The organism is Caulobacter sp. 602-2 (assembly GCF_011043625.1).
Lineage (GTDB): Bacteria > Pseudomonadota > Alphaproteobacteria > Caulobacterales > Caulobacteraceae > Caulobacter.
This window is the reverse complement of sequence record NZ_JAAKGT010000003.1, coordinates 71,383-83,758: the sequence shown is the minus strand read 5'-3', so window position 1 is coordinate 83,758 and position 12,376 is coordinate 71,383. Positions and strand designations below refer to the sequence as shown.

14 protein-coding genes and 2 tRNA genes are annotated in these 12,376 nt (G+C 70.5%); 7 read left to right on the top strand and 9 right to left on the bottom strand.

What is annotated here, in order from left to right:
* Positions 1-28: 28 nt before the first annotated feature.
* A complete protein-coding gene (locus G5B46_RS08555) occupies positions 29-457 on the top strand; it encodes a SufE family protein (protein WP_165257766.1) in 429 nt (142 codons plus the stop codon).
* A 178-nt stretch (positions 458-635) separates the two neighbouring features.
* Here the strand turns inward: G5B46_RS08555 and G5B46_RS08550 are convergent, their stop codons facing one another.
* Entirely contained in the window at positions 636-797 is a 162-nt protein-coding gene (locus G5B46_RS08550) for a hypothetical protein (RefSeq protein ID WP_162839355.1), read from the bottom strand.
* Positions 798-874: 77 nt separating this feature from the next.
* Between G5B46_RS08550 and G5B46_RS08545 the strand changes: the two genes are divergently transcribed.
* The 3 genes from G5B46_RS08545 to G5B46_RS08535 all read left to right on the top strand — a co-directional run bounded on the left by G5B46_RS08545 (position 875) and on the right by G5B46_RS08535 (position 2,780).
* Positions 875-1,828 carry a rhodanese-related sulfurtransferase gene (locus tag G5B46_RS08545; RefSeq protein WP_165258339.1) on the top strand — a complete coding sequence of 318 codons (954 nt, stop codon included), beginning with the start codon at positions 875-877 and terminating at the stop codon, positions 1,826-1,828.
* Positions 1,829-1,894: 66 nt separating this feature from the next.
* Positions 1,895-2,251: a hypothetical protein gene (locus G5B46_RS08540; protein WP_165257764.1), complete on the top strand. Its 357-nt coding sequence runs from the start codon at positions 1,895-1,897 to the stop codon at positions 2,249-2,251.
* Positions 2,252-2,327: 76 nt separating this feature from the next.
* Positions 2,328-2,780 carry a PA2169 family four-helix-bundle protein gene (locus tag G5B46_RS08535; protein ID WP_165257761.1) on the top strand — a complete coding sequence of 151 codons (453 nt, stop codon included), beginning with the start codon at positions 2,328-2,330 and terminating at the stop codon, positions 2,778-2,780.
* 3 nt (positions 2,781-2,783) lie between these two features.
* Here the strand turns inward: G5B46_RS08535 and G5B46_RS08530 are convergent, their stop codons facing one another.
* The 6 genes from G5B46_RS08530 to G5B46_RS08505 all read right to left on the bottom strand — a co-directional run bounded on the left by G5B46_RS08530 (position 2,784) and on the right by G5B46_RS08505 (position 6,934).
* Entirely contained in the window at positions 2,784-3,485 is a 702-nt protein-coding gene (locus G5B46_RS08530) for a DUF6456 domain-containing protein (RefSeq protein ID WP_165257759.1), read from the bottom strand.
* Positions 3,482-3,883, bottom strand: a complete 402-nt coding sequence (locus G5B46_RS08525; RefSeq protein WP_165257757.1) for a helix-turn-helix domain-containing protein — start codon at positions 3,881-3,883, stop codon at positions 3,482-3,484. The genes G5B46_RS08530 and G5B46_RS08525 overlap by 4 nt, the downstream gene beginning before the upstream one ends.
* A 174-nt stretch (positions 3,884-4,057) precedes the next feature.
* On the bottom strand, positions 4,058-4,795 hold the full coding sequence (locus G5B46_RS08520) for a YceI family protein (RefSeq protein ID WP_165257755.1): 738 nt from the start codon (positions 4,793-4,795) through the stop codon (positions 4,058-4,060).
* Positions 4,796-4,878: 83 nt separating this feature from the next.
* Positions 4,879-6,633, bottom strand: coding sequence for a DUF885 family protein (locus G5B46_RS08515; RefSeq protein WP_165257753.1), 1,755 nt, complete (start codon positions 6,631-6,633; stop codon positions 4,879-4,881).
* 105 nt (positions 6,634-6,738) lie between these two features.
* Positions 6,739-6,813 (bottom strand) — tRNA-Gly (locus G5B46_RS08510).
* Positions 6,814-6,859: 46 nt separating this feature from the next.
* Positions 6,860-6,934, bottom strand: a tRNA-Gly gene (locus G5B46_RS08505).
* Between the two features lie 171 nt (positions 6,935-7,105).
* Here G5B46_RS08505 and G5B46_RS08500 point away from each other — a divergent pair.
* Positions 7,106-7,960: an SDR family oxidoreductase gene (locus G5B46_RS08500; protein ID WP_165257751.1), complete on the top strand. Its 855-nt coding sequence runs from the start codon at positions 7,106-7,108 to the stop codon at positions 7,958-7,960.
* Between the two features lie 170 nt (positions 7,961-8,130).
* On the opposite strand, the gene G5B46_RS08495 is transcribed toward G5B46_RS08500, so the two are convergent.
* The gene (locus G5B46_RS08495; RefSeq protein WP_165257749.1) at positions 8,131-9,003 is read right to left on the bottom strand and encodes an alpha/beta hydrolase; all 873 of its coding nucleotides are present in this window, start codon (positions 9,001-9,003) and stop codon (positions 8,131-8,133) included.
* A 56-nt stretch (positions 9,004-9,059) separates the two neighbouring features.
* On the opposite strand from G5B46_RS08495, the gene G5B46_RS08490 reads away from it, so the two are divergent.
* Positions 9,060-10,256 (top strand): glycosyltransferase family 4 protein, encoded by a 1,197-nt coding sequence (locus G5B46_RS08490; RefSeq protein ID WP_165257747.1) that lies wholly within the window; start codon positions 9,060-9,062, stop codon positions 10,254-10,256.
* Positions 10,253-11,224: a glycosyltransferase family 9 protein gene (locus G5B46_RS08485; RefSeq protein WP_165257744.1), complete on the top strand. Its 972-nt coding sequence runs from the start codon at positions 10,253-10,255 to the stop codon at positions 11,222-11,224. Before G5B46_RS08490 ends, G5B46_RS08485 begins: the two co-directional genes overlap by 4 nt.
* A 13-nt stretch (positions 11,225-11,237) precedes the next feature.
* Here G5B46_RS08485 and G5B46_RS08480 read toward each other — a convergent pair whose 3' ends face one another.
* A complete protein-coding gene (locus G5B46_RS08480) occupies positions 11,238-12,368 on the bottom strand; it encodes an alpha/beta hydrolase-fold protein (RefSeq protein ID WP_165257742.1) in 1,131 nt (376 codons plus the stop codon).
* Positions 12,369-12,376: the final 8 nt, after the last annotated feature.

The window sequence follows — 12,376 nt, the reverse complement described above, 5'->3', positions numbered from 1 at the left end:
GGGGCGCGGCCCGCCTAGATGCCGCGCCATGAGCACCAGCCCCATCGACGCCGCCCTCAACGACCTCGCCGACGAGTTCGAAATGCTCGGCGACTGGGAAGAGCGCTATCGCTACGTGATCGAGCTGGGCAAGGACCTCGAGCCGCTCACGGCCGAGGAGCACTCCGAAGAGAACAAGGTGCGCGGCTGCGCCAGCCAGGTCTGGCTGGTCACCGAACCGCAGGGCGACGGCACGGTGCGCTTTCGCGGCGACAGCGACGCCCATATCGTCAGCGGCCTGATCGCCGTGGTGCTGCGGCTCTATTCGGGCGCGCAGGCCAGGGACATCGCCGCCTTCGACGCCTCGGCGGCCATGGCGCGCCTGGGGCTGTCCGAAGCGCTGTCGTCGCAGCGCTCCAACGGCCTCAAGTCGATGGTCGCCCGCATCCAGCGCGACGCGGCGGCGCTGGCGGCTTAGTCCGCAATCCCACTTCCCGTCATTCTCGCCCTTGTGGCGAGAAACCCTCTGTCGGCCGCAGGGGCGGATGAGGCGAACCGCTGGCGGTTCGCTTGCGCCTCACATGCAAGCTGACCCGGGGGTTCCCGCCACAAGGGCGGGAATGACGGGCGGAAAGGGAGATGCGATCCCCTAGACCCTAGAAGAACCCGGCCCGATTGCCGATGAACACGATGGCCACGATGATCAGCAGAAGCTGGATCAGCCAGTTCACGGGCGAGGGGATCGGCGAGCGCTGGACGGCGTAGAGGGCCAGGCCAAGCAGCACGAGGGCGATGATGACGGTGATCAGTATGCTCATGGCCCGGTAACCCGCGTTATGCGCGCTTGGTTCCGGCCGTGCTTGAGCAGACCCGTCCGATCTTCTATGGCCCGCCCATGACCTCGCCCTGGCGTATCGCCGCCCTCTACCGCTTCGCGACCTTCGACGACCCGCAAGCCATCCAGGCCGACCTCGCCAAGCTGTGCTGCGGCCTCAAGGTCAAGGGCACGCTGCTGCTGGCCCGCGAGGGGATCAACGGCACCATCGCCGGAACGCCGCAGGCGATCGACGCGGTGATCGCCCATATCCGCACGCTGCCCGGCTGCGAGACGCTGGAGCTGAAGTTCGCCGACGCCGACGCTCCGCCGTTCCATCGGCTGAAGGTCAAGGTGAAGGCCGAGATCGTCACCCTGGGCGAGCCCGACCTCGACCCGGCGCACAACCATGGCGTCCATGTGGATCCGGCCGACTGGAACGCGCTGATCGCGCGGGACGACGTCATCGTCATCGACACTCGCAACGGCTACGAGGTCGATTGCGGCACGTTCGAGGGGGCGATCGACCCCAAGACGCCCAGCTTCGCCGACTTCCCCGCCTGGTTCGACGCCTTTCGCCAGACCTGGGACCCGGCCGCGCCGGCCCCGAAGGTGGCGATGTTCTGCACCGGCGGCATTCGCTGCGAGAAGTCGACGGCGCTGCTGAAGGCGCGCGGCGTCGACGAGGTGTTCCACCTCAAGGGCGGGATCCTGAACTACCTGGAGACGGTGCCTCGCGCCGAGAGCCTGTGGCGCGGCGAGTGCTTCGTGTTCGACGAGCGGGTGGCCGTCGGCCACGGCCTGTCGCAAGGCACGCACGCCCTGTGCCGGGGCTGCCGGATGCCGGTGTCGGAGGCCGATAGGGCCTCTCCGCTGTACGTCGAGGGCGTGGCCTGCCCGCGCTGCCACGACAGCCGCAGCGACGACCAGAAGGCCCGCTACGCCGAGCGCCAGCGCCAGGCCGCGCGGGCCCTGGAGCTGGGCATCGACCACGTGGGCGCGACCGTGCCGCCTAGGCCCCCGCGCGAGCCCTGACGGATCGCCCTCGCCCGCACGGCGTTATCTCTCCGAACCCTTCCCCAGGACATGGAGACAGACGCCATGGTCGCCTACGACCCCACGCTCAATACCGGCAAGACCAACGGCGCCGGCCCGGCCCGCGCCCGCCAGAGCCTGATCGGCACGCTGTCGGACAAGGTCTCGAACTTCCTCGACCACCAGTCCAAGCCGCTGGACCCCCAGGCGCCGATCCCCGACTACGCCGTCGGCGCGCCGCCCAAGAAGGGCCTCAGCATCGCCGGCCGCCAGGTGCAGCTGGGCGGCCGCACCGTGCCGCTGGGCCTGGCCGTGCTGGGCGGTGCGGTGCTGGCCGGCCTGCTGATCAACAAGCGAACCCGCGCGGCCACCCTGACGGCGGCCGGCACGGCCTGGACGTTCCTGCAGTCGAAGAAACCGTAAGGCCCTGCTTGGAGCCTTTCGCGAAGGGGCCGCGTTGCTGCGGTCCCTTCCACGAAAACCCACAGGGAGGCCGAACATGGCCCATACCAACGAAGACCACATCAAGCTCGTCAACGGCCTGGTCGAGATCACCATCGACAGCGCCGACGGCTATGAAGAGGCCGCCAAGGACGCGCAGAGCAGCCGCTTCAAGACCCTGTTCCAGTCGCGCGCCCAGGAGCGCCGCGCCATCGTCGCCGACCTGCAGGCCGAGGTCCGCCGCCTGGGCGGGACGCCGGACGACGACGGCAGCATCCTGGCGGCCGCCCACCGCGTGTTCCTCAATGTTCGCGACGCCCTGACCAAGGGCGACGAGGCGGTGGTCAAGACCGTCGAGGACGGCGAGGACCACATCAAGGCCAAGTACGAGAAGGCCCTGGGCGACACCGACGTGCAGCCGGAAACCCGCCGCGCCATCGAAACCGCCTACGCCAAGGTCAAGGCCGGCCACGACCAGATGCGCGACATCAAGCACGCCATCGCGTCGTAGGCTTCACGCCATTCCATAGTGCGCCGCTAGGCGCTGCAGGGCCGCCTTCAGGGCGGCCTTGCCCGTTCTGGGCCTCATGCCCAGGGCGACCTCGGTTCCCTGCAGCGACGTGCCGGTGAGGCAGATCAGGGTCAGGATCGGCATGGCCTCCGACCCCACCGCCTCCATGGCCCGGCCCAGGCGCTGGCGAGCGGCGTAGGCGCGCTCCATGGGCTCCAGCCGCGAGCCGCCGCCCGAGCGCGGCGTCGGATCCCAGCGCATCGTCAGGCGACCGATGATCCCCGAGGCGTGGGCGTCGGCCGACAGTTTTTCACCGGCGTTCCGTTCGGCGGCGGTGATGTGCCGGCGCCGGAACAGCCAGTCCAGCGGCGCCTCACCAAGATTGGCGCGGTGGGTGGTCGCCCTGCCGTCAGGCTGGATCACGGTCTTTTCGCCCTCGACGAAGCCCGGGCGTCCCGGTGGCGGGGAGGAGGCCCGCGGCGCCAGCCGCCAGCCGCCGTCGCCGCGAGGCAGCAGGCGGGGCGACAGCTTGCGGAAGGCGGCCTCGTCGATGACCAGCATGGGGCGGCGGCCGCGCGCGAAGCGCACGGCGTAGGCCTCGTCCCTGGCCTCGATCACCGAGCCGGCGCGGGCCAGCAGGCGGGCGGCGCGATCGGCCAGGTGTTCGGCCTCCAGGTCGCGTTCCAGGACGGCGGCGGCGCTCATCGACCCAGCCCCGCGCGCTGGAACTCGATGCCGGCGAGATCCGGAATGGTCTCGGGCGCCTGGCGCACGCAGGCCTCCAGGGCCGTCATGCGGGCGTCGAACACCCGGTCTTCGCGCAGGTCCTCGATGCGGTGACAGGCGTGGGCGCAGGTGGTGCGGTCGCGGCCGAAGGCGAACGCCACCCGTGTCAGCGGCCAGTGGAAGATCACGTGCGCCAGGTAGATCGCGATCTGCCGCGCGCGGGCGGCCGACTTGTGAGTGCGCTTGTCCGAAGTGATGTCGACCGGCGCGACCCCGGTGGCCAGGGCCACGGCGTGGGTCACGAAGGCCGCGGCCAGCCGGTCGCGGCGCGGATCGGGCGAGATCGCCCAGGCCTCCTCCAGGATTTGAGCGAGCATGACGGTCCCTCAAGAGCGGCGCCCCCAATGACGCCCATGAGCATCAGCCTAGGCTGATATTCCTCCTGTAGGATAACTTTCCTATTTCGCGCGTCCAGTGGAAATCTAAACCACTGATTGTATTGCGCGGGGTGGTCGCCTATCCCCCTCCGCCTACGGGGATAGGCGCCTTCGTCACGGTTGGCCGGGCGCCGGCGCGGCGGCCGCGGTCGGCGGGTTGGGCTTGAGCATCTCGGCCTCGATGGCCACCTGCACCTCGTCGCCGACGCCCATGGTCGAGCCGGGTTTCGGCACGCCGTAGGAGACGCCGAAGTCCGAGCGCTTGAAGCTGCCGGTCAGCGAGAAGCCGATGCGGGCGTTGGGGTCCATGGGCGGGAAGCCGGCATAGCCGCCGTTGAACTTCGCCTTCAGCGTGACCGGCTTGGTCACGCCATGCAGCGTCAGGTCGCCGGTGACGTCGGCGGTGTCGGGGCCGGTGCTGGCCACCTTGGTCGAGCGGAAGGTGATGGCGGGGTACTTGGCCGCGTCCAGCCAGTCCTTGCCCAGAAGCTCGTCGGTGAACCCCGCGGGCGGCGCGGGCAGCAGCAGCGAACTCGTCTTGATGCTGGCCTCGACATGGGCGCGCTCGGGCGCCTTGGGGTCCAGCGTCAGCTTGGCGTCGAAGTCGGAGAAGCGCGCCGTGTACCAGGAAAAGCCCAGGTGATTGACCTTGAAGCTGAGGTCGGCGTGGGTCTTGTCCAGCGTGTAGTCGCCGGCCGGAAGATCGGCGGGCGGCTTGGCGGCGGCCGGCGCTGCGGCGGTTTCGCCGGCCGGCTTGGCCGAGGCGTCGCTCGTGGCCGCCTTCTGGTCGGAGCAGGCCGAGAGCGCCAGCAACAGGGCGCCGCTGATCGCGAGCTTCGAGGCGTAGGACATGAAACCTCCCTTTTTATGCAGGCGGGGAGGTTCGGCCCGGGGCGACGATGGGGTCAACCCCGGGACGTGGCGCAGCTTGGCGTTTATTTTCGCGCGGCGATCCACGCGTCCGTCCGCGCCTCCAGCACCGCCAGCGGCGTCGAGCCGCCCAGCAGCACCAGGTCGTGGAAGGCGCGCTCGTCGAACTTCGGGCCGAGGGCGGTCTCGGCGCGCTTGCGCAGTTCCAGGATCTTCAGCTCGCCGATCTTGTACGACAGCGCCTGGCCGGGCCAGGAGACGTAACGCTTCAGTTCGACCTCGATGTTGGTCGAGGACAGGGCGCTGTTCTCGGTGAAGCAGGCGCGGGCCTGCTCCAGGCTCCAGCCCTTCCAGTGCATGCCGGTGTCGGCCACCAGGCGGCAGGCGCGCCACATCTCGTAGGACAGGCGGCCGAACAGCTCGTAGGGGTCGCGATAGATGCCCATCTCCTCGCCCAGCCACTCCGAATAGAGCCCCCAGCCCTCGCCGAAGGCGCTGAAATAGAGGTTCTTGCGGAACTCGGGGCCGGTCTGCTCCTGGGCCAGCGAGGTCTGGATGTGGTGGCCCGGCGCGCCCTCGTGCAGCACCAGGGCCGGCAGCTCATAGAGCCCGCGCTGATCGAGGTCGGAGGTGTTGATCATCAGCCCGCCGGCGCGGCCGGCCTTGGGGTCGCCGCCGAAGTAGCGGCCGGTGGTGTAGCCCTTCTCGATGCTGGCCGGCACGGGGCGCACGCCGTAGGTCAGGCGCGGCAGGGTTCCGAAGTGGGCCGGCAGCTGGTCGTCGGCGCGCTTGGCGATCTCGCTGGCCTTCTCCAGCAGTTGCTGGCGGCTGGTGGCGTAGAAGCGCGGATCGGTGCGCAGGAAGGTCAGGAAGGCCGGCAGGTCGCCCTTGAAGCCGGCCTGCTTCATCACCGTCTCCATCCGCGCGCGGATGCGGGCCACCTCGGCCTGGCCGATCTCGTGCACCTGGTCGGGGGTCATGTCGGTGGTCGTGTAGCGCTTGACCAGGAAGGCGTAGTAGCGCTTGCCGTCGGGCAGGTCGCCGGCCGCCAGGCTCGTGGCGGCCTTGGGCAGGTACTCGTCCTGCATGAAGGCGACGAAGCTGGCGCGGGCCGGGGCGACCTTGGCCTTCAGCACCGCCTCGCCCTCGGCGATCAAGGCCGCCTTGCGATCGGCCGGCACGCTGGCGGGCAGGGCGCGCAGCGGCGCCAGCAGCGGATCCTCGGCCAGCGGCGTGCCGGCCGTGCGCTGGGCGCGCTCCAGCACCGACTGGGCGGTCATCTTCGTGTGCACGAAGCCCGAGGCGACCCCGCGCCGGGCCTCGGCGATGTTGGCGGCGTACCAGTCGGGGGCCTGGGCCAGCAGGGCGATCCACTTTCTGGCTTCGGCCTCGTCCTTCAGGCGCGCGCTGCTGGCGCGATAGAGCAGGGTGACGTCGAAGCCGCCGTCGCTGCTGAACGGCATGCGGCTCTCGTCGAACGACAGGCCCGTGAGCTTGTCGTCGAGGCTCCAGGCCAGGATCTGGCGGGTCAGCTTCTCGTCGTCGGACAGGCCGGAGGCGTCGACGCCGGCCAGCAGCGCCTTGGCCTTCTCGTACTTGGCCTTGCGGTCGGCGTCGGCCTTGGGACCGACGGGCGGCAGGCGCCAGCGGGCGGCGTCCGAACCGCTTTCCTCGTCCTCGGCGCCCGACACCGACTCATAGGCCTTCACGGCCTGCGTCAGCTGGGTCGAGGCGGTCGCCTGCGCGGCGTGCGCGCCGCTGGCCAGCAGCACGGCCGACAGGGCCGCGCCGGCGGCGAGGCGAAGAAGATGGTGACGCATGGACGCTCCCCGGAATGAACCGACGGGAGGTTAGAGCAGGATTTGCCGCCGGGCCAAACGGCCCCGCTTCGCATCCGGATCAGAATGTGAGGAAAGGTAAGAAAATGGAGCGGGCGAAGAGATTCGAACTCTCGACATCCACCTTGGCAAGGTGGCGCTCTACCACTGAGCTACGCCCGCGCACCGATTTTCTTGTCTCGTCCATCCGTCTCCCGAAGGGAGGGAATGGAGCGGGCGAAGAGATTCGAACTCTCGACATCCACCTTGGCAAGGTGGCGCTCTACCACTGAGCTACGCCCGCATCGAAGAGGCTGAAAACAGCGCCCCGCGACGAGGAGGCGGCTTATGGCAGAGCGTTCCGCGCTTGGCAAGCACTGTCGCGCAACTTCATTGGGGATGAATGCCGCACTTGCGGAAAGGCCCGTTTCGACGGCTCATTGATCCCTTGGATTTGAGGGGCGGGGCTCTGGGTTTGCGTCTGTTCGTGTTCGGATTGGGCTATGTCGGCGCCGCCTTCGCCGAATCTCTGGCCGCGCGCGGCTGGTCGGTGAGCGCCACGGGCCGCACGCCGCAGGCGCGGGCCGCCGTCGAGGCCCTGGGCTTCTCCGCCGTCGACCCCGACGACAAGGCCGCCATGGTCGAGGCGATGCGCGGCGTGAACGCCGTGCTGGTCACCGCGCCGCCGACCGGCGAGGGCTGTCCGGCGCTGGAGGCGGTGATTCCCGCCCTGGCCGCCGCCGAGGCCTTTCCCGACTGGATCGGCTATTTGTCGACCACCGGCGTCTATGGCGACTTCGACGGGGGCTGGGTGTTCGAATCGAGTCCGCTGAAAGCCCAGTCGGTCGAAGGCGCGCGCCGGGTCGGGGCCGAGCGCGACTGGCGCCAGGTCTGTCGGGGCATGGGCCTGACGGTGGCCACCTTCCGCCTGCCGGGCATCTACGGCCCCGGCCGCAGCGCCTTCGACCGCCTGAAGGCCGGCGAGGGGCGTCGCATCGTCAAACCCGGCCAAGTGTTCAGCCGCATCCATCGCGACGACATCGTCTCGGGACTGCTGGCCTCGCTGGAGAAGCCCCGGGCCGGGGCGGTCTACAATCTGTGCGACGACGAGCCGGCCCCGCCGCAGGACGTCATGGAGCACGCCGCCCGCCTGCTGGGCGTTCCGGTCCCGCCGGACCTGCCGTTCAACGCCCTGGGCCTGTCGCCGGCCACCCGCCGGTTCTACGCCGAGAACAAGCGCGTCTCGAACGCCCTCGCCAAGGCCGAACTCGGCTGGCGGCCCAGGTATCCGACCTACCGCGAAGGCCTGGCGGCGATCCTGGCGGGGTAGGGGGGCGAAGCGCTTCCCTCTATCGCCCGTCATTCCCGCCCTTGTGGCGGGAACCTCTCTGTCAGCCGCAGGGGCGGGAGGGCGACGTGCTGAGCACGTCGCTTGCGTCTCACGTGACAGCTGAACCAGGGCTTCCCGCCACGAGGGCGGGAATGACGGGAGTTGGGGGTCTACTCCTCCTCCTCGCCCAGATCCGCCGCCGCCCAGGCGGCCGCGGGAGCCTGCCCCGCCGAGCGGGCGCGGGCGGCGCGGGCCAGGCGGCGGGCGACGGGGTCGTCGTCGACGGGCGTGGCCAGCACGCGGGCCTCGGCCACGGCGGCCGTCAGCCGCTCCAGGTCCTGCGGGCGCGACAGCCGGTGGTCGCCGTCCTTGATCAGCGAGAAGACCACGTCCTGGCTGGCCAGGCCGTTGGCCAGCTCCAGGGCGTGGGTCCAGGGCACGTCGGCGTCGGCGCCGCCCTGCAGCACCCGCACCGGGACGTCGATCGGCACGGGGCCGGGCAGGATCGACCAGCGCGCGCCGTCCTCCAGCAGCTCGCGGGTGATGGCGTAGCCGCCGTCGTCGTACTCGGAGGGCCGGATCCAGAAGCCGTCGCGGGCGATGGCGGTCCTGGCCTCGCCGGACAGTTCGGGGGCCATCAGCTTGTCGGTGAAGTCGGGGGCGGGGGCGATCAGCACCAGGGCCTTCACCCGCTCGGGCCGGGCGATGGCGGCCAGGCACGCCAGCCAGCCGCCCATCGACGAGCCGACCAGCACCAGCGGGCCGTCGGTCAGCTCGTCGATGACGGCGAGCGAATCGGCGCGCCAGCGGCTGATCGTGCCGTCCCGGAACGCGCCCGACGATTCGCCGTGGCCGAAATAGTCGAAGCGGACGTACGATCCGCCCGTGGCCAGGGCCTGTTCTGCCAGCACCTGGGCCTTCGTGCCGGTCATGTCGGAGTGAAAGCCGCCCAGCCACACCACCGTCGGGCCTTCGCCGTCGATCCTGCGGTAGGCGAGACGTTGATTTTCCTCGCGCGGGTGGAAATCACGGACTTCGGTCATGGCGCGGCCTTGTTCGTTTCGCTAACTAACCCCTCCTAACCTCTTCAGAGCGCGGCGTGTCCATCCTTCCCGATGAATTCACCCTGCTGCAGGTGACTCCGGAACTGGAGACCGGCGGCGCCGAGCAGACCACGATCGACGTCGCGCACGGCGTGGTGGCCCAGGGCGGCAAGGCCCTGGTGGCGACCCGTGGCGGCCGCATGGCCTCGCGCCTGGAAGCCGACGGCGGGCGCCTGGCCCAGATGCCGGCCCAGTCGAAGAACCCGCTGGTGATGCTGGGCAACGCCGCCCGCCTGATCGACCTGATCCGCCGCGAGAAGGTGACCCTGGTGCACGCCCGCTCGCGTGCGCCGGCCTTCTCGGCCCTGTGGGCGGCCCACGCCACCCGGACGCCGTTCGTGGCCACCTATCACGGGGTCTACAACGCCAAGTCCAGCCTCAAGCGCTGGTACAACGCGGTGATGACCAAGGGCGACCTGGTGATCGCCAATTCCGAATACACCCGGGCCCACGTCATCGCCGAGCACGGCATCCACCCCGACAAGGTGGTGGCGATCCCGCGCGGGGTGGACCTGTCGCGTTTCGAGCCCGGCTTCGTCTCGGCCGAGCGGGTCGAGGCCCTGCGCAAGGCCTGGGGCGTGGCCAGCGACGAGCGCCGCCTCAAGGTGCTGCTGGCAGGCCGGCTGACCCGCTGGAAGGGCCAGGGCCTGGCCATCGAGGCGGTGGCGCGGCTGAAGGCCCTGAACGACACGCGGGTGCTGCTGCTGCTGGCCGGCGACGACCAGGGCCGCAAGGGCTATCGCGCGCAGCTCGAGCACATGATCACCCAGGCGGGCCTGGAAGACAGCGTCAGGCTGGTGGGCCACTGCGACGACATGCCGGCCGCCTATCTGCTGGCCGACCTGGCCATCGCCCCGTCGCTGGAGCCGGAGGCCTTCGGCCGCACGGCGGTCGAGCCGCAGGTGATGGGGCGTCCGGTGATCGCCGCCGACCACGGCGCCACGCGCGAGACGGTGGTTCCGGGCGAGACCGGCTGGCTGGCCGCGCCCGGCGACGTCGAGGCCTGGGCCCAGGCCCTGAACGACGCCTGCGAAGCGGGCGCCGCCGGGCGTCAGGCGATGGGCATGGCGGCTCGCGCCCGTGCGCGACGGTTGTATTCTGTGGACGCGATGGTCGAGGCGACCCTTAAGGTCTATGCGCGCGTCATGGCCGCCCGGAAGGCTGGGGCGGTAGTTTCGGAGTCGAAGGGTTGAGCAAGGAGATCAAGAAGGTCCTGGTCATCAAGCTGGGCGCGCTGGGCGATTTCGTCCTGGCCCTGGCGGCGATGAAGAAGATCCGCGAGGCGCACCCGCGCGCCAAGATCACCCTTCTGACCACCCCGCCGTTCGAGGCCCTGGCCCGTCTGTCGCCCTATTTCAACGCCGTCGAGGTGGACGGCCGTCCCAGCGACGCGGGCGACCTCTTCAAGATGCTGGGCCGGATCCGCAAGGCCAAGTACGACCGCGTCTACGACCTGCAGACCAACAACCGCACCGGCTGGTACTTCCAGGCCCTGCGGCCGTTCCCGCCGCAGTGGTCGGGCATCGCCAACGGCGCCAGCCTGCCCCAGCGCGGCCGCGCCCGCTATCACATGCACACGCTGGAGCGTCACGCCGACCAGCTGCGCCAGGCCGGCATCTGGCCCGATGCGCCGACCGAGCCGGGCAGCGCTCCGCCGCCGGACCTGTCGTGGATCCTGCGCAAGCACAAGGACGCCCGTCCGGTCGCCGGCGCGGTGGCGCCCAAGCCCTACGTCCTGCTGGTGCCCGGCGGCTCGGCCCACCGGCCCGAAAAGCGCTGGCCGGTCGAGAGCTACGCCCAGCTGGCGGCCCTCTTGAAGTCCAAGGGCCTCGACATCGTCATCATCGGCGGGCCGCAGGAAAGCGCCATGGCTCGCCAGATCCAGAAGGCCGCCGGCCAGGCGCGCGACCTCACCGGCCGCACCGACTTCGCCCAGCTGGCCGTGCTCGGGGCCAAGGCGGCCCTGGTGGTCGGCAACGACACCGGCCCCACGCACCTTCTGGCCGCGGCCGGCGCGCCGACCATCGCCCTGTTCTCCGACGCCTCGGATCCGGCGCTGTGCGGCCCGCGCGGCCACGTGGCGGTGATCAAGTCGCCCGATCTGAAGGCTTTGCCGGTCAGCACCGTGGCCAGCACCGCGATCTCGCTGCTGCCGCGCTAAGGCCTCCAGGCGCTTACGGACGGCCGAAGGCCCAGGCCAGGATCTCGATCAGGCGCTCCTGGTAGAACAGGCCGCCGTGGCCGCTGACCGGCTCGATCAGCGCGACTTCGTCGCCGGAGCCCTTGGCGCGCGCGACGATCTCCCGCGAGCGGTTGATCCGCGGATCGAACAGGCCGGTGGTCACAAGCAGCCGCGGCCGGCCCGGCGTCTCGACGCCCTGCGCCTTGGTGCGGGCCATCGCCGCCGGGGCGGCCTGGGCGAACAGGTCGGGATGGCGCAGGGCGATGTCCAGCGCCCAGTCGCCGCCGTTCGACTTGCCGGTGACCAGGCGCTCCTCGCGCTTCTTCGAGGCGCCGTACAGCGTCTCGGCCCGGGGCATCACCTCGTCGAGGAAGAAGCGTTCGTGCGCCTCGAAGCCGGCGCTCGAGCCCTTCCAGTCGAGCAGGTAGTCGACGGCGCGCTGCTGGCCCTGGCCGGAATGCACGCCGACCAGCACCACCGGCCGGATGCGTCCGTCGAGGATCGCCGGCTCGATGCACCGGGCGTAGAAGGCCACGCTGCGGCCGTCGGCGAGGTAGGCGACCGGATAGGTCCTGGCCTGGTCGAAGCCGGGCGGCAGGTAGACCGTCAGGCCGCGCGGCGCGCCAAGGGCCTTGCCGTCCAGGCTCTCTTCAACCAGTCGGCCCCGCAGTTCAGGCACGGGTGTCTGGGCCGGCGGGGTCTTGGGGCCGCGATAGACCAGCGGCGTGACCGGGCCCGTCCCGCCGACCATGAAGACGTCGATCAGCGCCTCGTCGAGCCGGGGGATCCGAACGACCAGGGTGGCCAGGTCAGTTCCCTCGATCTTGGCCAGGGGCGCCAGGATCGCGCCCGCCAGCATCGGCTCGGCCGCCTGCGTGCGGGCGACGACCAGCAGGCGATCGCCCTCGCGCCAGACGGCCGAACGGGCCTGGCCCAGCTGGGTCGCGATGGTCTCGGCGGGGATCGCCTCGCGCAGGCGACAGATGTCGGGACTGGCGTTGGCCGCGCCGCAATCCTGGACCAGCGACCCGGGCGCCAGATCCGGAAAGACCGTCTGGGCGTGGGCGGCCGTCGACGTCGCAATGGCGAGCGCCGCCGTCGCCAGCATGGTTCGAAGCATCATCCTGGAAC

What these genes read in the sequence shown, in the direction of transcription:
- G5B46_RS08555 (WP_165257766.1), top strand. Translation starts at nt 29, where the DNA reads ATGAGCACCAGCCCCATCGACGCCGCCCTCAACGACCTCGCCGACGAG.
- G5B46_RS08550 (WP_162839355.1), bottom strand. Translation starts at nt 797, where the DNA reads ATGAGCATACTGATCACCGTCATCATCGCCCTCGTGCTGCTTGGCCTG.
- G5B46_RS08545 (WP_165258339.1), top strand. Translation starts at nt 875, where the DNA reads ATGACCTCGCCCTGGCGTATCGCCGCCCTCTACCGCTTCGCGACCTTC.
- G5B46_RS08540 (WP_165257764.1), top strand. Translation starts at nt 1,895, where the DNA reads ATGGTCGCCTACGACCCCACGCTCAATACCGGCAAGACCAACGGCGCC.
- G5B46_RS08535 (WP_165257761.1), top strand. Translation starts at nt 2,328, where the DNA reads ATGGCCCATACCAACGAAGACCACATCAAGCTCGTCAACGGCCTGGTC.
- G5B46_RS08530 (WP_165257759.1), bottom strand. Translation starts at nt 3,485, where the DNA reads ATGAGCGCCGCCGCCGTCCTGGAACGCGACCTGGAGGCCGAACACCTG.
- G5B46_RS08525 (WP_165257757.1), bottom strand. Translation starts at nt 3,883, where the DNA reads ATGCTCGCTCAAATCCTGGAGGAGGCCTGGGCGATCTCGCCCGATCCG.
- G5B46_RS08520 (WP_165257755.1), bottom strand. Translation starts at nt 4,795, where the DNA reads ATGTCCTACGCCTCGAAGCTCGCGATCAGCGGCGCCCTGTTGCTGGCG.
- G5B46_RS08515 (WP_165257753.1), bottom strand. Translation starts at nt 6,633, where the DNA reads ATGCGTCACCATCTTCTTCGCCTCGCCGCCGGCGCGGCCCTGTCGGCC.
- G5B46_RS08495 (WP_165257749.1), bottom strand. Translation starts at nt 9,003, where the DNA reads ATGACCGAAGTCCGTGATTTCCACCCGCGCGAGGAAAATCAACGTCTC.
- G5B46_RS08480 (WP_165257742.1), bottom strand. Translation starts at nt 12,368, where the DNA reads ATGATGCTTCGAACCATGCTGGCGACGGCGGCGCTCGCCATTGCGACG.